Source organism: Pseudomonas sp. SJZ077 (assembly GCF_007993905.1).
Taxonomy (GTDB): Bacteria; Pseudomonadota; Gammaproteobacteria; order Pseudomonadales; family Pseudomonadaceae; genus Aquipseudomonas; species Aquipseudomonas mandelii.
On sequence record NZ_VIUJ01000001.1, the window covers coordinates 302,496 to 324,251 of the forward strand.

A 21,756-nucleotide genomic window follows, 5' to 3' on the forward strand; every position below is an offset into this window, starting at 1 on the left:
CCCGCATTCAACGCCCGGCTGGCAACGCACTGCTAGACTCGAACTTAACATGATGAGACATCTGTATGGCGCCACTACGTTTTGGCTATCTATTCTCGGCCCTGCTACTGACTGCAATGTCCGTACCGTCAGCCTACGCCGATTCGCTCGCGGCCGCCCTCATCAAAGCGGCCCCGAAAGCTAACGCCAACGTCATCAACCTCGCCGTTCGCGCCTCGCAATGCAGCATCGCTCAAGGCAAAGCGCCTGTCCAAAGACTTGCGGTTATTGATTATTCGCTGCCTTCGACCGAGCAACGTCTATGGGTGTTCGATTTAAAGAAGCGCAAGTTGCTGTTTCATGAACTGGTCGCCCATGGACGCAATAGCGGCGAAAACATGGCCGTCAACTTCTCCAACCAGAATGAAAGCTTCGCCACCAGCCTCGGGTTGTATCGCACCCAGCAGAGCTATGTCGGACAGAACGGTTACTCGCTACGCATGGAAGGCCTGGAGCCGGGTTTCAACGACAACGCGTTTGACCGGGCCATCGTGATTCATGGCGCGCCTTATGTGAGTCCGGTCCTGGCCCGTGCGAATGGACGTATTGGCAGAAGCCTCGGCTGCCCGGCGGTCAGACCCGCGGTTGCTCGTCGGCTGATTGATTCGATGAAGGGAGGCCAACTGTTGTTTTCCTACTATCCGGATCAGCGTTGGTTGAAGTCTTCTTCGTATATCAATTGTGGCAGCGGCACGGTGGCTGATACATCCGCGCCAAAAAAACACCTTTAAGAATAGGCGCCCGTCCAGTGGCGCCTCCCTCCTGCTTCACCGCGCCTACATCGGTGAAACTGTCAAAACTGTAATCTCAGCCTCAGCCTTCTGAAAGGCACCGCTCGTTAGCCTCATCGTCAAGCTAGCTCCAAGCTGACGGACAGGGAACACAACGGCATGCATTCCAACACTACAAGACGCACCTTCGTGAAAGGGCTGGCCGCAGGCGGACTGCTGGGCGGCCTCGGCTTATGGCGCACGCCGGTCTGGGCAATCACCAGCCCTGGCGAACCTCAGGTGTTGACGGGCACCGACTTCGATCTGTCGATCGGCGAAACCCCGGTCAACATCACCGGCAACCCGCGCACCGCCATGGCCATCAACGGCGGCATTCCCGGCCCGCTGCTGCGCTGGCGCGAAGGCGACACGGTGACGTTGCGGGTGAGGAACAAGCTCAAAGTTGACACGTCCATTCACTGGCACGGCATCCTGCTGCCGGCCAACATGGACGGCGTACCGGGCCTGAGTTTTCACGGCATCGAACCGGGCGGCCTGTACGTCTACCAATTCACAGTCCGGCAGAACGGCACCTACTGGTATCACAGCCATTCGGGCTTTCAGGAACAGTCCGGCGTTTACGGCCCGCTGGTCATCGATGCCAAGGAGCCAGAGCCATTCCAGTACGACCGCGATTACGTGGTGATGCTGACCGACTGGACCGACGAAACCGCCGTCAGCCTGATGAAGACGCTGAAAAAGCAGTCGGATTACTACAACTACAACAAGCGCACCGTGGGTGATTTCATCCATGACGTCAGCGAAAAAGGTTGGGGAGCCACCGTCGCGGATCGAACGATGTGGGCCGAGATGAAGATGAACCCCACGGACATCGCCGACGTCAGCGGCGCCACTTACACCTACCTGATGAACGGCCAGGCGCCGGACATGAACTGGACCGGTGTATTCCGCACCGGCGAAAAGCTGCGGCTGCGGTTTATCAATGGCTCCGCCATGAGCTACTTCGACGTGCGCATCCCCGGGTTGAAAATGACGGTAGTCGCAGCCGACGGTTTGCACATCAAACCGGTGAGCGTCGACGAGTTTCGCATCGCAGTGGCAGAGACGTTTGACGTGATTGTCGAGCCGACCGAAGCGGCTTACACGCTGTTCGCGCAATCGATGGATCGCACGGGTTTTGCACGGGGTACGCTGGCAACGAAGCCAGGTTTGTTGGCGCCGATCCCGGCCCTGGACCCTCGACCGTTAGTGACCATGGATGACATGGGCATGGGCGGCATGGACCACAGCAGCATGGGCGATATGGCAGGCATGGATCACAGCAGCATGGCCGGCATGCAGTCTCATCCAGAGACGGAAAAGGACAACCCGCTGGTGGACATGCAAGCCATGTCCACCTCGCCCAAGCTCGACGATCCCGGACTGGGCCTGCGCAACAACGGACGCCGAGTCCTGACCTATTCCGACCTGCGCAGCACCTTCGAAGACCCGGACGGCCGCGAACCCGGCCGCACCATTGAGCTGCACCTCACCGGCCACATGGAGAAATTCGCCTGGTCGTTCAACGGCGTGAAATTCGCGGACGCCGAGCCGCTGCGCCTCAAGTACGGCGAGCGCGTCCGGATTGTACTGGTCAACGACACGATGATGACCCACCCCATTCACCTGCACGGCATGTGGAGCGACCTCGAAGACGAGAATGGCGAGTTCATGGTGCGCAAACACACCATCGACATGCCGCCCGGCTCCCGGCGCAGCTATCGGGTCACCGCCGATGCGCTCGGCCGGTGGGCCTATCACTGCCATCTCCTGTACCACATGGAAATGGGCATGTTCCGTGAAGTTCGCGTGGAAGAATGAGGCGCATCCCATGACCCGATTGACTCCAATATCTTTAGTACTCGTGACCGCGGGCCTGACGCTCTCTTCGGCAATGGCCGCCACTGACGACATGCAGGGCATGGACCATAGCCAGATGACCGGCATGGACCACAGCCAGATGCAAAGCATGGATGACGGCCAGATGCAGCCCGCCGCGCCGACTGAAAGCCGCACGCCGATCCCGACGCTGACCGACGCCGACCGCGCCGCCGTGTATGCCAGCCCGACCGGCCACGGCGTGCATGACACCGCACTCAACTATTATTTCCTTGCCGACAAACTCGAATGGCAGGACGCGGACAACGGCAGCGTCCTGGCCTGGGATCTGTCAGGCTGGATCGGCGGCGACATCGACCGTCTGTGGCTGCGCTCCGAAGGCGAACGCACCAACGGCAAGACCGAAGACGCCGAAATCCAGGCCCTGTGGGGCCATGCGATCTCCCCATGGTGGGACGTGGTGAGTGGCGTGCGCCAGGATTTCAAACCCGGTGCCCCACAAACCTGGGCCGCCTTCGGTGTGCAAGGCATGGCGCTTTACAACTTTGAAACCGAAGCCACGGCCTTCATCGGTGAGGGCGGCCAAACCGCTGCACGACTGGAAGGCGACTACGACATCCTGTTGACCAATCGGCTGATTCTGCAGCCGACCGCCGAACTCAACTTCTACGGCAAAAACGATCCACAACGGGGTATCGGCTCCGGTTTATCCAACACCGAGGCCGGCCTGCGGCTGCGCTACGAAATCCGCCGGGAGTTCGCGCCCTATATTGGCGTGACCTGGAACCGCACTTACGGCAAAACCGCCGATTACGCCAACGATGAAGGTGAGGATCGCAGCGAAGCGCGCCTGGTCCTCGGCGTTCGGCTGTGGTTTTAAACGCTTCAACTCAAAAAACCAAAAACCAACCGTTGAAAACGGTAAGAGGCCTCGCATGCGCATGATCAAAACCACCGTTGTTGCCTTGGGACTGCTGCTGAGCACATTCGCTCAAGCCCATCCGAAATTACTGTCCTCCACCCCCGCTGAAGGTGCAGTAGGCGCAGCACCCGCCAAAATCGAACTGCACTTTTCCGAAAATCTCATGACCCAGTTTTCCGGCGCGAAACTGGTCATGACCGAAATGCCCGGCATGGCCCACGCCCCCATGCCGATGAAAGCCAAAGTCTCCGGCGGCGGCGACCCGAAAACCATGGTCATCACCCCGCTTTCGCCACTGCCCATCGGCACCTACAAAGTCGAATGGCGCGCGGTGTCTTCGGACACTCACCCGATTACCGGCAATGTTACGTTCAAAGTGAAGTGATGAATGAGCGACTCGATCGGCATTGCCCTGCGATTTGGCTTGTATGTGGATTTGATGCTGCTGTCGGGCTTGCCGCTGTTTGGGTTGTACAGCCTTAAAGGGCGGGAACGCGTGTCAGGCGCGGTGTTACCGTTTCGGTTGATGCTGGCGGGGACGGCGGCGCTTGGGTTGCTGTTGTCTATCGCGAGCATGGTAGTGATGGCGAGCGCCATGAGCGGTGAAACGGCCTTTGCCGAGTTACGTCCACACGTCGAGATGATGGTGTTGGAAACGGACATGGGCCTGGCCTGGGTCGTGCGTATCGTCGCACTGGTTGTTGGTGGATTGGCGGTGATGCTCAATCATCGTGCCCCTGGCGTTGGCTTGCTGGTTGCGACGATTGCTGGCGGTATCGCCCTCGCCTCTCTCGCCTGGAACGGACATGGCGCGATGGATGAAGGCATCCGCCGTGTCTGGCATTTCACCACCGACATCCTGCACTTGCTGGCCGCAGGAGTGTGGCTGGGAGCGCTAGTGGCGCTTGCGTTGATTGCGAAAGCCAATGTTCTGCAAACCGAAGAGCGCATCCGGCTGCTGGCCCGCGCAGTGACAAGGTTTGAACTGGTGGGCGCGTTGATTGTGGTCGTCATCACCGTCACGGGTGTTGTGAACTACCTCTTCATCGTTGGGCTGGAGCTTGATGACTTATTTCTAAGCACCTACGGGATTTTGCTGTTTATCAAAGTCACCTTGTTTGCAGGGATGCTGGTGCTCGCCGCGTTGAACCGGTTTCACCTTGGACCGTTTTTGCAGAGGTCGTTGCGCAACGGGCAGTATTGGGTAGCGGCGAATGCACTGCGGCGCAGTGTGGTGATGGAGTTGGCTGCGGCCGTTCTGATTGTTGGGCTGGTGGCCTGGCTGGGGACGTTGAGTCCAGAGATGGAAATGGCCGCGGAGTAACGTAAAGGGCGCCACTTGATATAGATCAACGACAGCCCCCTACACAGGGCTACGCTCAAAATAACCCTCAGATCGGATACCAGACATGCACGGGCTCCGCACCCATCTACCGCTGCTGATCCGCCAAGTGCTCGCACTGTGGCTGTTAGCCTTTGCGGTAGCGGCGAGCCAGGGTTGTCTTAGCCTGCCCCCCCATGATCTGAACGCCGCCCATGAAATCACCAGCAGCGCTGGCCATGACAATAGTCATGAGCAGCATGCCAGCGGCTGCCTGCAATACTGCGAACACAGCGCCACAGCACTGCCCCCCGCACAGACCTTGCCCACCTTCGAACACGCCCTTTGGGCCGTCCTGTTTCTGCTGCCTGCGCTGATTCTGAGTGTCCGCTCCCAGACTCCGTTCGCGTTTCTCACCTTACACCGACCGGCGCCACCCCGGCCGCCAGCGCGCCTGCGCTTCGTTCGCTTCAACGATTAAAACCACTCTCCGAGCGTCCGGAGTTCCGGCCGCCCCTCCTTTGGCTTCGCCTCTTTAGCGCGGCTCAATAGTTCCTGTACGTCCCTGACTCACTGGAGATTGCCATGCATACGCACTTCAAAGCACTCGTCGCCGCACTGCTCATCAGTAGCCCACTGGTTGCCATGGCCGTCGAGGAGCATCAACCCGACACACCGCCAACCACACCGGCCACCGCCACCGCCGCCACCACCACGCAAAACAAGGCCATGAGCGAACAGATGGAAAAAATGCAGGCGGCCCACGAAAAAATGATCGCCGCCAAAACCCCGGCCGAACGCCAGGCCGCCATGCAAGAAGGCATGGCCACGATGAAGGACAGCATGGGCATGATGCACAACCATTGCCAAGGCATGGGCATGGGCATGGGTATGGGTATGGGCAAAGGCATGTCCGGCGACAAGAACCACGCAGAACAGATGATGGACATGATGATGAAAATGATGGAACAGCAGTCGAGCATGATGAAGATGCCGATGGCGCAGTAACCGCCTGAAAGAAGCACTTGACCTTGCCATCGTGGCAAGGTCAACCATCGAACCCTGTCATCACACCACCGCCACTCATGGCGAAAGAGGTTTACGCAATGAACGGTACAGAATTGCAAGTCGAAGGCATGAGCTGCGGCAGTTGCATCAAACACGTCAACGCGGCGTTGCTGCCACTGGCCGGGGTTGGTGAAGTGACTGTCGACCTGGCGTCTGGCCGGGTCAAAGTGACCGGGGACATCGACAGCGATGTCCTGTTATCGGCACTGAATGAGGCAGGGTATCCAGCAAGCGTGTTGAAGGGTGAACGCCCCCAAAGCGTCGAGAAAAAGTCGGGGTGCGGCGGCTCCAGTTGCTGTTGTCACTGAGTCCGAACGGCCAGGATGACATCGAGGCCAGACCGCATTTTGCAAACACAACAATGGGCGCTCCCACAATGAGCGCCCTTTTTCGTCGTGGATAGCAGACGGGAAACTGTTTCACTACACTCCACTTTTTCTAACCCACCCGGATAAAAGCCCGCCAAAAATGAAAACCATAAAATGCACAATGATGCTCGGTGGCCTGCTCGCTCTATCCTTCGGCGCTCAGGCACAGGACGGCCCTTCGCATCTGGACAGCATCATCCAGCAAAACCAACTGCGCGTGTGTACGACGGGCGACTACAAACCCTATACCTCCAAAGCCGAGAACGGCGAGTACTCGGGGATCGACATCGCCATGGCCCGCACATTGGCCGACAGCCTCGGCGTCAAGGTTGAGTGGGTGCAGACCACGTGGAAAACGCTGATGCCCGACATGCTGGCCGGCAAGTGCGACATCGGCGTCGGTGGCATCTCGGTCACCCTGGAACGCCAGAAAAAAGCCTTCTTCAGCACCACACTGGATGTCGACGGCAAAATCCCGTTAGTGCGCTGCGAAGATCAGGCCCTGTACCAGACCGTCGAACAAATCAACCAGCCTTCGGTTCGCTTGGTTGAACCGGCCGGTGGCACCAACGAAGCGTTTGTCCACGCGTTTCTGCCCAAGGCGCAATTGAGCCTTCACGACAACGTGACGATCTTCCAGGAGCTGCTGGATAAGAGGGCTGACGTGATGATTACCGATGCGTCGGAAGCGTTGTATCAGCAGAAACTTAAACCCGGGTTGTGCGCGGTTAACCCGAGCCAGTTCATGCAGTACGGCGAGAAGGCTTACTTGCTGCCCCGCGATGACATGACCTGGAAGTTATACGTCGACCAATGGCTGCACCTGGCCAAGGTGACCGGTAACTATCAGAAAGTCCTGAGCGAGTGGATAGCAACGCCCGCCCCCAAATAACCGCCACCCATCGTCCCACGCAAGCGCTGGCGAAGCCGCGTCCAGCTGAGAAACAGTCCCTCATTCAGCACTCGCGGTACATCAGGTAACAACGCGCCCCGACGGAAACATCTTCCGTCGGGGGCATTACGCCTTAGTCGTCGCGGAGCAACCCTGAGCTGTACTCGCTGAAATTGCTACCGATAGCGCTTCCGCCAAGGTTCAACTTGTTGGCGCCATGGCCATCGAACGATCGGCAGCCATCTGAAAAACAGGTGCTGGTGCTGACGCCTGAGCAGGCGCTTAACAGCAAGGCACTCGTGATCATCAGGACTTTGAAGAGATTTGAGATCATTTTTCAGGTTCCTGGGGGGACTGGAAGCGTGGCAGTTCGACTACGCCTCATCCTAGGACGCCAATTCGTCAGACATTATGAAACTTGGCTGGGCGACAGGATTGGTTCAGCCAAGGCGGTTTCCTGAGGCAAAAAAGGCGCTCTGTTCTGCTGCAACGCCAACCCGGTAAGACTCGTCTCCACCTCAAAAGCCCATTCCTGATAAACTCCCCCACCTCCCAGCCCCATCGATTCCAGACCCCCAATGCCCCCAATCACCGCCACACCCGCCCCGCTCTCCCGCCGATTCTCCGTGGCGCCGATGATGGATTGGACTGACCGCCACTGCCGTTTTTTCCTACGTTTACTATCGAAAAACGCCCTCCTCTACACCGAAATGGTCACCACCGGCGCGCTCCTCAATGGCGATCACGAACGCTTCCTCCGTCACAACGAAGCCGAACACCCGTTGGCCCTGCAACTCGGCGGCAGCGTCCCTCTCGACTTGGCCGCCTGCGCCCGTATGGCTCAGGACCACGGTTACGACGAGGTGAATCTGAATGTCGGCTGCCCGAGTGATCGGGTGCAGAACAATATGATCGGCGCGTGCCTGATGGGGCATCCGCAGCTGGTGGCGGATTGTGTGAAGGCGATGCGCGATGCGGTGTCGATTCCGGTGACGGTGAAACATCGGATCGGGATTAATGGGCGGGACAGTTACGAGGAATTGGTTGATTTTGTTGGCACGGTTCGGGATGCAGGGTGCACGAGTTTTACGGTACATGCGCGGATTGCGATTCTGGAGGGCTTATCGCCGAAAGAGAACCGTGACATTCCGCCCCTGCGTTATGACGTGGCGGCGCGGTTGAAGGCGGACTTTCCGGAGTTGGAGATTGTTCTTAACGGCGGGATCAAGACGCTGGAAGCCTGTCACGCGCATTTGCAAACGTTTGACGGTGTGATGTTGGGCCGCGAGGCGTATCACAACCCTTATGTGATGTCTGAGGTGGATCAGCAGTTGTTCGGCAGTACGGCACCGGTGATTAGCCGGGCGGAGGCGCTGGCGAAGTTGCGGCCTTATATAGCGGCGCATATTGATGCGGGCGGTTCGATGCACCATATCACCCGGCACGTGCTGGGGCTGGGCACCGGGTTCCCGGGGGCACGCAAGTTTCGGCAGTTGTTGTCGGTGGATATCCACAAGGCTAAAGAGCCTTTGGCGTTGCTGGATCAGGCAGCTGAGTTGCTTGAAGGGCGTTAATCCGTTTTATCTTTTAAATACCAGGCTGGTGGGTCCGCAGCCTGGTTCACGTGTCAGAGCGCTGCTGCTTCAGTCCAGTTAACCCAACCGAATGCCCATGTGGCCAGGATCACCAGACCGAATGCAATTCGGTAACAGGCGAACGCGGCGTAGCTGTGGCTGGCGATAAACTTGAGCAAGCCGCGCACGGCGATCATGGCGAAAAAGAACGCGGTGACGAAGCCCAAGGTGAAGACTGGCAGGTCGCCAGCCTGGAACAGATCCCGATATTTGTAGCCTGAGTAGACGGCGGCACCGACCATGGTTGGCATGGCCAGGAAGAACGAGAACTCGGTGGCTGCCTTGCGCGACAGTCCAAATAGCAACCCACCGATAATGGTCGATCCTGAGCGTGAGGTGCCCGGTATCATCGCCAGGCATTGAGCGAACCCGACCTTTAACGCGTCGGTCCAGCGCATGTCGTCAACATGGTCGACATACACCCTATGTTCCCGCCGCTCAGCCCACAACATAACGATACCGCCCACTACCAATGCCACCGCCACGGTGATTGGATTGAACAGATATTCGTGAATCTTATCGGCGAACAATACACCTAATACAACGGCAGGCATAAAGCTGATCAATAAGTTCAAGGTAAACCGTTGCGCATTACGTTGGGTTGGCAAGCCTGTGACGATCTCGAGGATCTTTCGCCGAAACTCCCAGACCACGGCCAGGATGGCCCCAAGTTGAATGATGATATTGAAAGCCATGGCACGCTCACCGCCGAAGCCGAGCAGGTCCGCGACAATGATTTGGTGCCCTGTACTTGATATGGGTAAAAACTCTGTCAGCCCTTCCACCACGCCTAAAATCAATACCGTTACGGTAGTCCAAAAATCCATTAACCCCCCTCATCTACAAAAGCAAAACTGCTGACGAACTGACGATTTTATCGCCAACGAGTCAGTAAAACGCATTCAGCCCTGCATTAAAACTCAACGTTAATAATTGTCCATGAATATCAACATCAACCCAAACGTTACATAACAAGAAAAATCAGCTAGTTCCAAACAAAACACATACTAAAACCAGCACTTAAAGCAGCCTAGTTCTGGTAACTCATTAGGCCTCCATAAAAATCCAACTAAGGCAGCTTCAACCGCCCACCCAGGCTTATTGAACTGGAAAAGCGGGACATTGCGCGAAAAGATGGCACAATGATGCCTATTTGCCACTGTGCATACCAAGCATCAGGGGCACAAAGGATCTCGCCAGATTGCTCAACAATGTTAAAAAAATTGTGACACCTGCTTGAAAACCCGGGAAATGTTACCAATTGTCAGTCACAAATGAGAATTGGTGCTTTAACATCCAAATGTCAGCACCCAGCCGAGTCAAAGCATGATGCTTACAGGGAAATTAACGAATACCAGCCACAGCCACACAAAGGAGGTGACGGGTATTCTCACCATTGGGCGGACCGATAGTTTAGCTGAGGGTTTCAGGACATTAGTTGCAAGCTATGTAGCGCATGATATACCCGTTGACACTATGTGCTTCAACAACTTGTTTAGAAAAAATAAGGATTCCCATTCATACCGTGCAGTATTCATTGTCATTGACAGCCCTCAGGCGTTTGATGAAAGCATCGCCTTGGTGGAAAATATGCGTGCCGATAACCAGGCCCTTATTATCTTTGTAGCCATCACCGGCAAAGGCACCTACAACAAGATGAGATACTATCTTGCCGGCGCAGACCACTGCATTAAATTCAGTACGCTTCCTGAAGATAACCCGGACGTACTTTCCGAGTTTTTTAATAGCGCAGAATGGCACAAGCAACACAGTTTACTCTTGGACCCCACGCGTATGTGCCTGATTGGAGACTATAAAAAACTGGATGTTTCGTTTCCGGAAATGAAAATCCTGGAAGCCTTTGCCGAAACAAGAAATCAAATACTGAGCCATGATGAAATCGCCAGAATCATGGGTCTGAATATAACGTTTTATGACCCAAGGGCCTTGGAAAAATCTATCAGTCGCCTGCGCGGCAAGATAAAAGGCATGTATGGCACCAACGCCATTCAAAGTATTCGTGGGCATGGATATCGTCTCGTCAGGGGTCTCATCTCGACCGCCTGATGATTAATATGCAGGGAGTTATTGCATTATGAACGCAACGATGAGCGCGTCACACATCTATCGTGCGAGTCATTATCTGTCTCGACAATTGATCCTCACTCGTGATGACTGCCCATTTGGCAGCGAGATCAGAATACAGTTTGACGACAGTCCGGCTCAGCCAGCCCATGCATCTTTTGCGGCATCCATGCAGCAGATGAGCGGCATCTACAGTGAAGTGCTCATGCAGACCCGGTTGATTGCCTTTTCGCTGAAAGACCATAATATATCCAGCAAAAACAAATACTTAAGTCGTAGATTTGTCTGCGTCGGACAATCAGACCTCGCCGATTCAGCACTCGCGGAAGAGTTGATACAGTCCAGCGACGCCCTGCACAACTTTGGTCAGACGCTGGTTATCGCTTTCAATGAACTGCCTCTTTCGGCGGTCAGTTTCAGTGAAAAAAAGAAGATTCTCAACAATGTGTATCTGTTGAAAGACCACGGCATAGAAATCGCGTTCGATGGTTACAACATCGACAATGAAAGTATCGAGATCTTTACAACCCTGAATCTTTTCGACTATATCAAGATCCCTCTTTCAACCCTAGACTTAAGCCTTAAACTCACGGGCAACCCCGAATTATTCAATCGTCTCCACGAACGCATGACCATGCTGACCCACACCACTAAAGTCGCCTTCATAGCTGACAGAGTGGAGCATGCCGCGAGCCATATACTGGCGCGCGCGCTGCCGTTTGAATACTTTCAAGGGAGCCATTACTCCCCTGCCGACAACCTTTTGAATTAAAAACTGAGTATGCCCTTCAGGAGAGAGACATGGAAAGCAGTACACCCCTCCCCAGAAAATATTTTGTCGTCGTTACTCACAGCCCGGCATTACAACTAGAGCTTGAGGCATTATTATCGAGCGAGCGATATAACTCATTTGGTACGTCGCAGGCAAAGATGTTTGTCGAGGGTGTTGCCCTACCCTCATCCGCCCCTAAACTAATGGAATTTATTTCCCCTCACCTGGACAGAATTGTCCCTCCCGTTATCAGACATGATACACAGCGCATTCTCTCTTCATTCGAATCCGAGTGGCGAGCGGCCCAGTCCGATACGCGGTTCAGCAACATATCCTCACGGGCAGATGAAGACCGGGAAAACACCCAGGATTCACTCCTCAATGAGGCGGTAAAACCGCATTATCCCTATACAGAAGCCTGGCGATTGAGTCATGGCAATGGTGCGTTGATCAAAGATGACGTAGAGGTTGTCTTGACCGGGCTAGAAGCCACACTGGTCAAGAAAATGCTGCACCATGATGAGCGAGTCGTAAGTAAAGATGATCTTATTCGGAGCATCGGCAGAGAACCCGAGCATTATCGAGGCCTGGAAATGTGCTTGAGCAGGCTACAGGAAAAGTTCAAGAGTGCCAGCAATGGTGAACGTTTGTTCCGGGCCGTGAGGAATCGTGGCTATTGCCTGATTCAAAAAATAGTACGGGGGAAAAGTCTCACCTGAATCAATAAGATTGATCGCTATGGTAGTGCATACAAAAACAAAAAAGCACCCCACCATTTCACCCTCCGGCCCCTCCCCTCTCCGCAGACAATCTCGCTTGCCCCTTCCTGAAATCAACTTTCATTATCGACTATTTCTAACACTTCGCCGCCTCAATATAACCAGCACACCAACTTACCACTCGTTAAAAGTCGTCAGACAGCTTTCTGCCCAATAAATTAATCTATTCACTGACGAGCACGCCGCACAGTGGCATTTCGACCGTCAATGTTTTGCCCTCTTATAAAAATAATAATGCTTACCACATCAACTTGGCTCTTGTCTGTCGACACGCGAATGGACGTATTTTGGGGATATCGCATGGTTAACAATCTTCGTATCAATCGAAATACCCACCTCAAAGGATTGACCTTCTGGGGACAATGGGCACTGGGTCAGGGCTTTGTTGTAGCCCTGTTGTTTCTATTGGTTTATTACCACACCGGGACGGTGGAGTTCTATTACCGAGTGTGCGCAATTCTAACGGTACTTGCCTCGGTGCCCGCCTATACCTGGTGTGGCGTCTATGCAAAGAAAGATAATTACCTGGAGGGATTGGGGCGTTTGTTGGTGGGCTGGACAATGACCCTGGCGGCATTGGCCTGTGTGGCGTTCATCTGCAAGGCCGATGGACTGTTTTCCCGTCAACTGATCCTGATATGGGCAGCCTGCGGTTATCTCGGGCAGGCACTGTTGTACGTGCCGCTGCACGGATTCTCGCAATACTATCAACGGTCACTTCAAAGCGAGCATAAAACCCTGATCGTCGGTACGGGCGAGTTGGCGCTGGGTCTCGCCCGGAAGCTGCGTAGCCTTGAACACTTCCCGCTGGTGGGGTTGGTCAGCACCGACACAACGCTCCCGCTGGCGATGGGCTCACCGCCGATCGTAGGCCCGCAAGAGCATCTGCTGGCGCTGATCAAAACCCATGACATCCGCCGTTTGTACATCACGCTACCCCTGAGTGAAGCGGCAAACATTGAAGCCATGTATATCGATTTGCTGGGGGCCAACGTCGATGTGGTCTGGGTGCCGGACTTGAACAGCCTGATGCTGCTCAATCACTCGGTAAGGGTCGTGGACGGCTTGCCGGCGATCTACTTGAATGAAAGCCCGTTGACCAGCCAGCCAACCGCCGCACTGAGTAAAAGCCTGTTGGAAAAGAGCGTGGCGCTGTTGGCCCTGGTTCTTCTAAGTCCGTTGCTGTTACTGATTGCCCTGGCCGTTAAACTCAACTCTCCCGGCCCGGTGTTCTTCAAGCAGGACCGCCACGGCTGGAATGGCAAGGTGATCCAGGTCTGGAAGTTTCGCTCGATGCGCGTGCACGATGACCTTGAGGTCAAGCAGGCCAGCCGTAACGATTCTCGGATCACTCCGGTGGGACGCTTTATCCGCCGTACTTCGCTCGACGAACTGCCGCAGTTGATCAATGTGCTGCAAGGCCATATGGCCCTGGTCGGACCACGTCCCCACGCCGTTGCGCACAACGATTACTACTCCGGGAAGATTCTCGCCTACATGGCTCGCCACCGAATCAAACCGGGGATTACCGGGTTGGCTCAAATCAACGGTTGCCGTGGCGAGACCGACACCATCGACAAGATGCAAAAGCGTGTGGAGATCGATCTCAAATACATCAATAACTGGTCGTTGTGGCTGGATTTGAAGATCCTGGTGAAGACGCCTTTTACCTTGCTGTCAAAAGACATCTATTGATCACTTGAATACCAGGCACCGCAAAATGACAAGGGGACGCAAGTCCCCTTTTTCATGGGCGTCTATCAGGCGCTGAGTCGCACTTACGCCCCTGCCACACCAGGCCCCCTGACACACGGCAACACTTGTTCAAGCCGGGAGCTGAGTCAGCCCCCGGCTTATCATTGCAAGTGTGTCGTTTTAACGCAGAGAACCCTGCGCAAGATGGCGCCGCTTATTAAATGACCTTCCAGGTTGTCCCCTTTCGGTCGACCGCGATGCGATCTACAGCGCTAATCGCCCTGCAGATCGCCCGCTTTCACTCAGTGATCTTGTCGAAGTTACGGTAGAACAAGTCGCTGTCACGGCTATCGGTCATCGAGTGCAGCCAGTAGCTGCGATTGAGCCGTGCACCGCCGTCCCGGGTCAGCGGCGACCAGACGATATTGGCCCGACGCATGGTCGACATGCTCATCAGTTCATCGAACGGAATGGAGATGTAGATGCCCTTGTCGAAACTGCCTTCACCGTATTCCGCTGTCGTCGCAGTGGTCAGCGTGGCCCAAGCACCGAATCGCACGCCATTGCGGAACTCCCGTGACAGATCGACTGTGGCGCCCCAATCCCGCGCCAGGTAGCGGCCGACACTGACGGCGGCCTGGGTATCGAAAGGCAAGTCGGTATAACCGGTGATATGGCCGGTCACGGTCGAGTAATCGCGCAAGCCAAAACCCTGGTTGAACTCGCGCTGACGCACGTAGTTCAGGTCTGCACCCACCGACCAACGCTGGCCTGCCGGACGGAACAGTACCTCACCGCCCACACCGGCAAACATCGACTCCAGATAGCCGCCGTAGACCATGCCATACAGGTCTTTATCCAGTTGCTCGGCGTGGCTGAACTGGAACGTGGGCATGGTGACGTCAGAGGTCGTCAGGTACTTGCGCAGGTCGGTCCGCACCCGGGGCAAACCACTTGGTGCGTCGTAGGTAAAGTTGTCGTAGTTGTTCACCAGGTTGGCGCTCAGCAGACCGCTCCACCAGGTATTGCGCGTGAAACGATACTCCGCGTCCGCATCGGCACTCAGCTGATAGAGCAAACCATCAGGGCCGCCGACGTTCTGTTTGTAGCCCAGCCCGACACCATAGCTGAAGGGATCGCGCGCGGCAGTATAGAGCGTGGTCTCGGTATGCGGCATCGCCCCGTTGACCTCAGTGGTTCGGTGCAAGGTTTGCAGCGGCTCCTCATTGTTGACCACTTCGCGGAAGGTCTCGCGCGGCACGCTGGTTTCTTCCAGCGGCATGTCGTAGCGCTTGTTCACCAGGGTGAACCAGTCGATATCGTCGTTGACGCTGTTGTCCAGAATCCGGCTGGCGCGGCCGACGGCTTTGGCCGAATGGAAATAGTTCGTCTGCTCGCCGTACACAAACAACTCGGGGCCGCGCTGAGTGATGCGCTCGACTTTGTAGCCGGCATTTTTCTGCAAACGTTGGGACACGTTGGCCCAGTTAACCTGATCCGGTGGTGTGGCAGGAGCCTGTGTCGGCAGACGCTCCGCGGGCGGATCGTAAGTCTTGGCCGGCGCCTTGCGGCTGACGAAGTTGGTGTGCAGGGTGATGCCGAACATCGCAGTATTGCCGCGCTCCCAACCCGCGCTGAGATCGACCGAATCGGTCAGCTTGAACACGGCGCCGATGTTGATGGGCGAATCTTGCTTGATGGCATTGTCTTTCGGCTCGTTTTTGTAGTCGTTGCCTTCGTACTCAAGCTTCAGGCTGAGCGGCTCCCAGGGTGTCTGGTAGGTCACGCCGCCAAACAATGAAGGTCGCCCACGAAAATAGGCATTGGTGTTGACGTCACCGGTGCCCTCGCCGTCGGGCCGGGTATTGAAGCGATCAGCCGCCCAACCCAACGGGTTGTCGAAATCGCCTCGATTGCCGATGTATCCCCAGGCAACACCCGCGCTGAAATCAAAATCGTCATAGCGTTTGTTGGCGACCAGAAATTCGCTGGAGAACAGTCCGGTCCCCCCGACGTCGCGAAAGCCCAGGGCCAGTTCAGGCGCCCAGTGGCTTTCTTGCCACAGGCGGACCTTGAGGTCCACGGCCTTGTCCTTGTAACTCTGGTCGCCGCTCAACGATTCGGGGCCATACCGGCGGTTGGTGATCGCGGTGTAGCGAAACGAGCCTTCCAGCCATTCAAATGGCTGCAATGAAACGCTGTAACGGGTATAGGGCTCTGTTCGACTGGCATTCACACTCAACTCGCCGGCCGGTGCCATTCGAGCCGTCGGCGTTTGCATCAAGCCCACGCCGCCGAAATCGTTTTGAGTCAATCGCGGCTCTGCATGAGCCAAACCACACGGCAACAACAGCACTGCAGCAAAACGTAAATTCAAGGAACCACCTCAGCCAGTTGCGTGGCAAGAAATTCGGCCAACTGCTGATTCAGTTCAGGTATAGGCGGATTAAGATCATCGGTTTTGACAGGGACCAGGATTTTGCTGCCGGCGGCAGGCACCTGCCCACTTTCACGATTCCACGGCGCAATGCCGACACGGCGGGTGACCCCGTCGGGCTGAACGATCCAGAGGTAATCGGCTTCGGCATCGGTCAGCGATGAACACCCTTGCAGGTAATCCCGCGCCTCTTGCAGCGGGCGAAAGGCGAGCCGGCACGATTCGGCGACAGCGCCCAGCACTTCAACCACATCGGAACGCTTCGGGTAGATCAGGCTGTCGCCGTCATCGAGGCGGAAGTTGCGAGCGAAGCCGACCTCCACCGCGATCGGATCAAGGACCGCCACCTGGCGCCCGGTAACCGGCATGCGGCTGACTTGCTCGTACAACTGCAACGCCAATGCCGCCCGGCTGGGCCGATTGAAGAGCAATGCGGTGCGTTGCAGCACCTTCAAGTCAAACAGGACCCCGGTCTTGAGTCGGGTCTGCTCCTCAAGCAATGGTTGTCGCAGCCAGGCGGCCGCCAGCCAGTAGCTTTCAGGATTGGGTTGCGCCAAACGCATCACGTCCAGCACGCGCCCCCAGGGTTGCAGCTCGACCGGCCCCGGATTGCGCACATCACCGCTGACGTTGACTGCCGCATTCACGCCACCGCAGATCAACAACAGGCACGTCCATAACACCTTGGGAAACTTCAACGGACAGCCCCGCGCTCAGAGGTCAACTGCACGATCTTCACCCTGAGTTGCCCTGTCAGTTGCTGTTCACTCTGGAGGATGAAACCGTTATCCGGATCGACCCAATAATGATTGGTCGCGCGCAGGCCAATAGCCGGTGCCTCTATCTGCTCATCGACACGCAGCACGGCGTATTCCTTGTCCAGAATCCTGAGGGTTTCCATGGGTTTTCGGGTAAAGCGGCTGCTCACGGCAACACCCACTTCGTAACCTCGATAGAGATCGATCCAGCGCTGGCTGGTGTATCCATCGGGCAATCGGTGAAGACCTTGCTTGAACGGCGATTGCGCTTCGATACGGGTCCCGTCCAGGTCACCTTCAAACCCAAGGCCGACAGTGCGAACCGCCAGGCCGTCGCGCAGCAACAACACCTGCTTGCCGGACGCGACCCAGTACTGCAAGTCACCTCGCTCACGCACCATCGCCAACACCCCTTCGCCGGAAGGGGTGGTCAGCTTGAGTTGCGGATACTGAACCTCGGCCACTTGCGCCGGAGTCAATTCCAGGTCCTCAGGCCCGGTGGCCACGGCTTTGAAGTTCGCCAGCGTGGCCTTCATCAGCGGATTACATCCACACAACAGCAATGCCGCCATCAAGCAGACGCTAACGTTCAACGTTCTCACAGTGGGACCAGACCTTATCTGCTGTTGGCTTCACTTAAGTTGTTTTGTGCCGCCGCGCCCATACCGAGAATCGAGGCCGATGGCACCAATTGACTGATGAAGCGGTTCCAGCGGGTAACGTTGGCAGGGCCTACATAAACAATGTCCTGAGGGCGGACATCGAAGTGAGTGGCGAGCGCCATGGCGGACGGCGACTCGGCTTGTAATTGATAGATTTTGGCGGGTTCGACATCGAGGTTTTCTACACCGCGAATGACGTACACGGCGTTGCCGTTCGAGGTGGTCTGGTTCAACCCTCCTACCGAACCAATGACGTCGGAAAGATTCATGGTGCGGGTCTTGAACGTCAATGCACGCGGCTGATTGACCTCGCCCATCACGTAGATCTTCTTGCTGTCGTTGTAGGGCAAATACAACTGATCGCCGCCTCTGAGGTAGACCTTCTGCAACTCGGCATTCTGTTGATTAAGCGCGTCTAGATTCAGCGGATAAACCCGCCCGTTTCGCGTCAACAGCAACCCGGACAAGTCCGCATTCAGCGGATCGACACCGGCCGAACCCAAGGCTTCAACCACATTGAGCGGATTGGTGGAAATCGCTTGAGGGCCTGCTTTCAATACAGCGCCCGACACCACCACTTTCTGACTGGCAAAGCGCAACACGGCGACATCCACTTGCGGGTCCGAGATGAAGGTCGACAACTTCTCGGCAATATCGGATCGCAATTGCTGGATGGTCTTTCCGGCAGCCTGGACTTCTTTGATGTAGGGGTAATACAGCGTGCCATCGGACCGAACAAGACGGCCGTTTGCATCGATCTGCTGTTGCGCGCCAGAAGGTGCAGTCAGCTCGGGGTGATCCCATACCGTGATGTACAAGACATCGTTGTTACCGATGCGGTATTCGTCGGGCGTGGTCAACAATTCCGGGGGTAATGACTCATGTACCTGAGTGGCCCTGTCCATGGCGATAAGCTTGGGGGTAATCGGAATAAGCTCGACCCGACTGTTTTCGCTTGAGCCTTCGCGAGTGATATCGCTGGTGCTCATATGTTGGCCCGGCGAAAACATACAACCTTGCAAAGCAATACTTGCCAGCATTAAAAAAGGAACGCTACGAATCATAATGGCACTACGCTATTCAAGGGCAAACCCAAAACAAGATCACCCAGTGTTAGCCGGGCAATCTTGGATGACACCTGCGGTATTTATCAGTGTGTGCCGGTGGTACCGGTAGTGCCTGTAGTCCCGGTACTTCCGGTTGTTCCGCCGTTGGAACTTCCGCCGCTGCTGGAGGCAGCCACTGCGCCTGAAACAATCGCAGTGCTGGCCAATGCAGCTTGTGCCGCCGTTACATCACCCAGCACTTTTGTATCCAGCGAAAGAGGTACTTCTACTGCGAAAGCCCCGCTGCTCATCATGGACAATACGGCAATCACCATCATCTTTTTCATATCAAACTCCTTCCTGCGTGTTCTTTATATCTACGGACTTGCGGGACGTGTTTCCAGTCAATTTTCCCGACCATAATTAACATTGCGTCCTGATATAACAGTTCAGCAGAAAAACCAGGGGCTGACGGCCTGTTTCAAGCCCTACTCGACGTAACCCCTGGGATGATTCGATTGCCAACGCCAGGTGTCTGTCATCATCTCCTGTAGATTTCGCGTGGCCTTCCAGCCGAGCTCCTTCGCCGCTTTGGAAGGATCGGCCCAACACTCGGCGATGTCGCCCGAGCGTCGTGGCATCACGCGATAAGGCACTGGACGCCCCGACGCCTGCTCGAACGCCCGCACTACCTCCAGAACGCTGTAACCATCGCCCGTGCCCAGGTTCCAGATATTGATTCCGGTACGCGTCGAGATCGTCTGTAATGCCTTGAGATGTCCGTCCGCCAGATCCACCACGTGGATGTAGTCGCGCACGCCGGTGCCATCGACGGTGGGGTAATCGTCACCAAATATCGACAACTCCTTGAGACTGCCGACGGCCACCTGGCTGATGTAAGGCACCAGGTTATTGGGAATCCCGCTGGGGTCTTCCCCCATGTGGCCACTGGCATGAGCGCCGATCGGGTTGAAGTAACGCAACAGCGCAATACTCCAGCGCGGCTCTGCCGCACACAGATCCTGCAGCACGTTTTCGATGAACAGCTTGGATTGCCCGTAAGGATTGGTTGGCGTGCCGGTGGGGAAATCTTCCCGGATCGGCATCTGCTCAGGCGCGCCGTACACCGTGGCCGATGAACTGAACACCAACCGGAACACGCCCGCCGCCGACATCGCCTGGCACAGCGTAATGCTCCCGCAAACATTGGCCTCGTAATAATCAAGCGGCTTGCGCACGCTCTCGCCTACGGCCTTGAGCCCGGCAAAATGCAGGACAGCATCAATGGAATGCTCCTGAAAAATCCGGTCCAGCAATGCCCGGTCGCACACATCCCCGCGAATCATCGATGCGGACTTGCCGCAGATGGCTTCAATGGCGTGCAGGGACGCGTCAGAGCTGTTGCAAAGGTTGTCCAGCACAACCACATCGAAGCCCGCCTCAAGCAGCGCAAGTGTAGTGTGAGAACCGATATAACCGGTTCCACCCGTTACCAGAATCTTCATAGAGCGGTCCATAGTGGGGTATTGAAGTGCTCAATTACAGGCAATGTTAAATATGCACATCACCCATTGACGCCAAACCTTATTAGCACTTCAGAACAACCAACACTATTAACAGACCCCGACTAAAATTAACTAAAAGGCATCAGCCCCGACAACTAATAACATTTACCCCACTCTACACCTGCTAATAATTGCCAATAAAGCCTCACTCAGGTATTAAAGTACAACCTCAGTAATACTTCAAAACTCACAGCCACACTCGATATTGTTTCTGCGTGGATGTGAATAATGACTTTCCAGGATATATCTATGATTCGTAAATGCTTGTTCCCCGCCGCCGGTTATGGCACGCGCTTCTTGCCTGCTACTAAAGCCATGCCGAAGGAAATGCTGCCGATCGTCAACAAGCCTTTAATCCAGTACGCCGTTGAAGAGGCACGGGACGCCGGTCTGCAGCACATGGCAATTGTGACCGGCCGGGGCAAGCGTGCGCTGGAAGACCATTTCGATATCAGCTATGAACTGGAACACCAGATTCGCGGCACCGAAAAGGAAAAATTTCTGGCCGGCACTCGGGAGCTGATTGAAACCTGCACGTTCGCCTACACCCGTCAGGTCGAAATGAAAGGCCTGGGGCACGCGATTCTCAGCGGTCGTCCCTTGATCGGTGACGAACCGTTCGCCGTGGTGCTGGCGGATGACCTGTGCCTGAACCTGCAAGGTGACGGCGTACTGGCGCAGATGATCCAGCTCTACAAAAAATTCCGCTGCTCGATCGTGGCCATTCAAGAAGTGCCTCGAGATCAGACTCATAAATATGGCGTGATCGCCGGCGAGTTGATTTCCGAAGGGATCTACCGGGTCAACAGCATGGTCGAGAAGCCGGCACCCGAGGACGCACCGTCCAACCTGGCGATCATTGGCCGCTACATTCTGACCCCCGATATTTTTGATTTGATCGCCGACACCCAGCCGGGCAAGGGTGGCGAAATCCAGATCACCGACGCACTGATGAAGCAGGCCCAAAACGGCTGCGTGCTGGCCTACAAGTTCGAAGGCCTGCGCTTTGATTGTGGCGGTGCAGAAGGCTATATCGACGCCACCAACTTTTGCTATGAGCATCTGTATCTCAACGGTCTTTGACCCACTCACTCATCCAGGCAA

At 55.9% G+C, this 21,756-nt stretch carries 23 protein-coding genes; 15 read left to right on the top strand and 8 right to left on the bottom strand.

Annotated elements, in window-relative coordinates:
• Positions 1-65 precede the first annotated feature (65 nt).
• The 9 genes from FBY01_RS01660 (at position 66) to FBY01_RS01700 (ending at position 7,219) form a co-directional block, all read left to right on the top strand.
• Complete coding sequence (locus tag FBY01_RS01660; protein WP_010456104.1) at positions 66-770, top strand: murein L,D-transpeptidase catalytic domain family protein; 705 nt, start codon at positions 66-68, stop codon at positions 768-770.
• A gap of 159 nt (positions 771-929) precedes the next feature.
• Positions 930-2,630, top strand: coding sequence for a copper resistance system multicopper oxidase (locus FBY01_RS01665; RefSeq protein ID WP_145306004.1), 1,701 nt, complete (start codon positions 930-932; stop codon positions 2,628-2,630).
• Positions 2,631-2,640: 10 nt separating this feature from the next.
• Complete coding sequence (locus tag FBY01_RS01670; RefSeq protein ID WP_145306002.1) at positions 2,641-3,528, top strand: copper resistance protein B; 888 nt, start codon at positions 2,641-2,643, stop codon at positions 3,526-3,528.
• A gap of 55 nt (positions 3,529-3,583) precedes the next feature.
• The gene (gene copC, locus FBY01_RS01675) at positions 3,584-3,955 is read left to right on the top strand and encodes a copper homeostasis periplasmic binding protein CopC (protein ID WP_010456110.1); all 372 of its coding nucleotides are present in this window, start codon (positions 3,584-3,586) and stop codon (positions 3,953-3,955) included.
• Between the two features lie 3 nt (positions 3,956-3,958).
• Positions 3,959-4,894, top strand: a complete 936-nt coding sequence (gene copD / locus FBY01_RS01680; protein ID WP_145306000.1) for a copper homeostasis membrane protein CopD — start codon at positions 3,959-3,961, stop codon at positions 4,892-4,894.
• 85 nt (positions 4,895-4,979) lie between these two features.
• Entirely contained in the window at positions 4,980-5,372 is a 393-nt protein-coding gene (locus tag FBY01_RS01685; protein ID WP_102594041.1) for a hypothetical protein, read from the top strand.
• 104 nt (positions 5,373-5,476) lie between these two features.
• The gene (locus FBY01_RS01690) at positions 5,477-5,899 is read left to right on the top strand and encodes a hypothetical protein (protein WP_077750261.1); all 423 of its coding nucleotides are present in this window, start codon (positions 5,477-5,479) and stop codon (positions 5,897-5,899) included.
• 98 nt (positions 5,900-5,997) lie between these two features.
• Positions 5,998-6,267 carry a heavy-metal-associated domain-containing protein gene (locus FBY01_RS01695; protein WP_145305998.1) on the top strand — a complete coding sequence of 90 codons (270 nt, stop codon included), beginning with the start codon at positions 5,998-6,000 and terminating at the stop codon, positions 6,265-6,267.
• A gap of 160 nt (positions 6,268-6,427) precedes the next feature.
• Positions 6,428-7,219, top strand: a complete 792-nt coding sequence (locus tag FBY01_RS01700; RefSeq protein WP_042932713.1) for a transporter substrate-binding domain-containing protein — start codon at positions 6,428-6,430, stop codon at positions 7,217-7,219.
• 133 nt (positions 7,220-7,352) lie between these two features.
• Here FBY01_RS01700 and FBY01_RS31760 read toward each other — a convergent pair whose 3' ends face one another.
• Complete coding sequence (locus FBY01_RS31760) at positions 7,353-7,553, bottom strand: hypothetical protein (RefSeq protein WP_145305996.1); 201 nt, start codon at positions 7,551-7,553, stop codon at positions 7,353-7,355.
• Positions 7,554-7,797: 244 nt separating this feature from the next.
• Between FBY01_RS31760 and dusA the strand changes: the two genes are divergently transcribed.
• Positions 7,798-8,793: a tRNA dihydrouridine(20/20a) synthase DusA gene (gene dusA, locus FBY01_RS01710; RefSeq protein ID WP_145305994.1), complete on the top strand. Its 996-nt coding sequence runs from the start codon at positions 7,798-7,800 to the stop codon at positions 8,791-8,793.
• A gap of 53 nt (positions 8,794-8,846) precedes the next feature.
• Here the strand turns inward: dusA and FBY01_RS01715 are convergent, their stop codons facing one another.
• On the bottom strand, positions 8,847-9,680 hold the full coding sequence (locus FBY01_RS01715) for an undecaprenyl-diphosphate phosphatase (RefSeq protein WP_077748253.1): 834 nt from the start codon (positions 9,678-9,680) through the stop codon (positions 8,847-8,849).
• Positions 9,681-10,179: 499 nt separating this feature from the next.
• Between FBY01_RS01715 and FBY01_RS01720 the strand changes: the two genes are divergently transcribed.
• The 4 genes from FBY01_RS01720 to FBY01_RS01735 all read left to right on the top strand — a co-directional run bounded on the left by FBY01_RS01720 (position 10,180) and on the right by FBY01_RS01735 (position 14,184).
• Entirely contained in the window at positions 10,180-10,920 is a 741-nt protein-coding gene (locus FBY01_RS01720) for a winged helix-turn-helix domain-containing protein (protein ID WP_145305992.1), read from the top strand.
• A gap of 28 nt (positions 10,921-10,948) precedes the next feature.
• Positions 10,949-11,710 carry an EAL domain-containing protein gene (locus tag FBY01_RS01725; protein WP_010456245.1) on the top strand — a complete coding sequence of 254 codons (762 nt, stop codon included), beginning with the start codon at positions 10,949-10,951 and terminating at the stop codon, positions 11,708-11,710.
• A 29-nt stretch (positions 11,711-11,739) separates the two neighbouring features.
• Positions 11,740-12,429: a helix-turn-helix domain-containing protein gene (locus FBY01_RS01730; RefSeq protein WP_010456247.1), complete on the top strand. Its 690-nt coding sequence runs from the start codon at positions 11,740-11,742 to the stop codon at positions 12,427-12,429.
• Positions 12,430-12,789: 360 nt separating this feature from the next.
• Complete coding sequence (locus FBY01_RS01735) at positions 12,790-14,184, top strand: undecaprenyl-phosphate glucose phosphotransferase (RefSeq protein ID WP_042932702.1); 1,395 nt, start codon at positions 12,790-12,792, stop codon at positions 14,182-14,184.
• A gap of 298 nt (positions 14,185-14,482) precedes the next feature.
• Here the strand turns inward: FBY01_RS01735 and FBY01_RS01740 are convergent, their stop codons facing one another.
• From FBY01_RS01740 to galE, 6 genes are all read right to left on the bottom strand, one after another.
• On the bottom strand, positions 14,483-16,561 hold the full coding sequence (locus FBY01_RS01740; protein WP_145305990.1) for a YjbH domain-containing protein: 2,079 nt from the start codon (positions 16,559-16,561) through the stop codon (positions 14,483-14,485).
• Positions 16,558-17,319 (bottom strand): capsule biosynthesis GfcC family protein, encoded by a 762-nt coding sequence (locus tag FBY01_RS01745; protein WP_145305988.1) that lies wholly within the window; start codon positions 17,317-17,319, stop codon positions 16,558-16,560. The genes FBY01_RS01740 and FBY01_RS01745 overlap by 4 nt, the downstream gene beginning before the upstream one ends.
• A complete protein-coding gene (locus FBY01_RS01750; protein ID WP_145305986.1) occupies positions 17,316-17,981 on the bottom strand; it encodes a YjbF family lipoprotein in 666 nt (221 codons plus the stop codon). The genes FBY01_RS01745 and FBY01_RS01750 overlap by 4 nt, the downstream gene beginning before the upstream one ends.
• A gap of 14 nt (positions 17,982-17,995) precedes the next feature.
• Positions 17,996-19,051: a polysaccharide biosynthesis/export family protein gene (locus FBY01_RS01755; protein ID WP_081853998.1), complete on the bottom strand. Its 1,056-nt coding sequence runs from the start codon at positions 19,049-19,051 to the stop codon at positions 17,996-17,998.
• A gap of 140 nt (positions 19,052-19,191) precedes the next feature.
• Positions 19,192-19,434, bottom strand: a complete 243-nt coding sequence (locus tag FBY01_RS01760; RefSeq protein ID WP_083376201.1) for a hypothetical protein — start codon at positions 19,432-19,434, stop codon at positions 19,192-19,194.
• Positions 19,435-19,575: 141 nt separating this feature from the next.
• Positions 19,576-20,592, bottom strand: a complete 1,017-nt coding sequence (gene galE / locus FBY01_RS01765; protein ID WP_145305984.1) for a UDP-glucose 4-epimerase GalE — start codon at positions 20,590-20,592, stop codon at positions 19,576-19,578.
• A gap of 309 nt (positions 20,593-20,901) precedes the next feature.
• On the opposite strand from galE, the gene galU reads away from it, so the two are divergent.
• Entirely contained in the window at positions 20,902-21,735 is an 834-nt protein-coding gene (gene galU, locus FBY01_RS01770) for a UTP--glucose-1-phosphate uridylyltransferase GalU (protein WP_010456264.1), read from the top strand.
• The last annotated feature ends 21 nt before the right edge of the window (positions 21,736-21,756 follow it).

What these genes read in the sequence shown, in the direction of transcription:
- dusA (WP_145305994.1), top strand. Translation starts at nt 7,798, where the DNA reads ATGCCCCCAATCACCGCCACACCCGCCCCGCTCTCCCGCCGATTCTCC.
- FBY01_RS01660 (WP_010456104.1), top strand. Translation starts at nt 66, where the DNA reads ATGGCGCCACTACGTTTTGGCTATCTATTCTCGGCCCTGCTACTGACT.
- FBY01_RS01685 (WP_102594041.1), top strand. Translation starts at nt 4,980, where the DNA reads ATGCACGGGCTCCGCACCCATCTACCGCTGCTGATCCGCCAAGTGCTC.
- FBY01_RS01730 (WP_010456247.1), top strand. Translation starts at nt 11,740, where the DNA reads ATGGAAAGCAGTACACCCCTCCCCAGAAAATATTTTGTCGTCGTTACT.
- copD (WP_145306000.1), top strand. Translation starts at nt 3,959, where the DNA reads ATGAGCGACTCGATCGGCATTGCCCTGCGATTTGGCTTGTATGTGGAT.
- copC (WP_010456110.1), top strand. Translation starts at nt 3,584, where the DNA reads ATGCGCATGATCAAAACCACCGTTGTTGCCTTGGGACTGCTGCTGAGC.
- FBY01_RS01665 (WP_145306004.1), top strand. Translation starts at nt 930, where the DNA reads ATGCATTCCAACACTACAAGACGCACCTTCGTGAAAGGGCTGGCCGCA.
- FBY01_RS01725 (WP_010456245.1), top strand. Translation starts at nt 10,949, where the DNA reads ATGAACGCAACGATGAGCGCGTCACACATCTATCGTGCGAGTCATTAT.
- galE (WP_145305984.1), bottom strand. Translation starts at nt 20,592, where the DNA reads ATGAAGATTCTGGTAACGGGTGGAACCGGTTATATCGGTTCTCACACT.
- FBY01_RS31760 (WP_145305996.1), bottom strand. Translation starts at nt 7,553, where the DNA reads ATGATCTCAAATCTCTTCAAAGTCCTGATGATCACGAGTGCCTTGCTG.
- galU (WP_010456264.1), top strand. Translation starts at nt 20,902, where the DNA reads ATGATTCGTAAATGCTTGTTCCCCGCCGCCGGTTATGGCACGCGCTTC.
- FBY01_RS01755 (WP_081853998.1), bottom strand. Translation starts at nt 19,051, where the DNA reads ATGTTTTCGCCGGGCCAACATATGAGCACCAGCGATATCACTCGCGAA.
- FBY01_RS01735 (WP_042932702.1), top strand. Translation starts at nt 12,790, where the DNA reads ATGGTTAACAATCTTCGTATCAATCGAAATACCCACCTCAAAGGATTG.
- FBY01_RS01715 (WP_077748253.1), bottom strand. Translation starts at nt 9,680, where the DNA reads ATGGATTTTTGGACTACCGTAACGGTATTGATTTTAGGCGTGGTGGAA.
- FBY01_RS01700 (WP_042932713.1), top strand. Translation starts at nt 6,428, where the DNA reads ATGAAAACCATAAAATGCACAATGATGCTCGGTGGCCTGCTCGCTCTA.
- FBY01_RS01720 (WP_145305992.1), top strand. Translation starts at nt 10,180, where the DNA reads ATGATGCTTACAGGGAAATTAACGAATACCAGCCACAGCCACACAAAG.
- FBY01_RS01695 (WP_145305998.1), top strand. Translation starts at nt 5,998, where the DNA reads ATGAACGGTACAGAATTGCAAGTCGAAGGCATGAGCTGCGGCAGTTGC.
- FBY01_RS01670 (WP_145306002.1), top strand. Translation starts at nt 2,641, where the DNA reads ATGACCCGATTGACTCCAATATCTTTAGTACTCGTGACCGCGGGCCTG.
- FBY01_RS01690 (WP_077750261.1), top strand. Translation starts at nt 5,477, where the DNA reads ATGCATACGCACTTCAAAGCACTCGTCGCCGCACTGCTCATCAGTAGC.
- FBY01_RS01760 (WP_083376201.1), bottom strand. Translation starts at nt 19,434, where the DNA reads ATGAAAAAGATGATGGTGATTGCCGTATTGTCCATGATGAGCAGCGGG.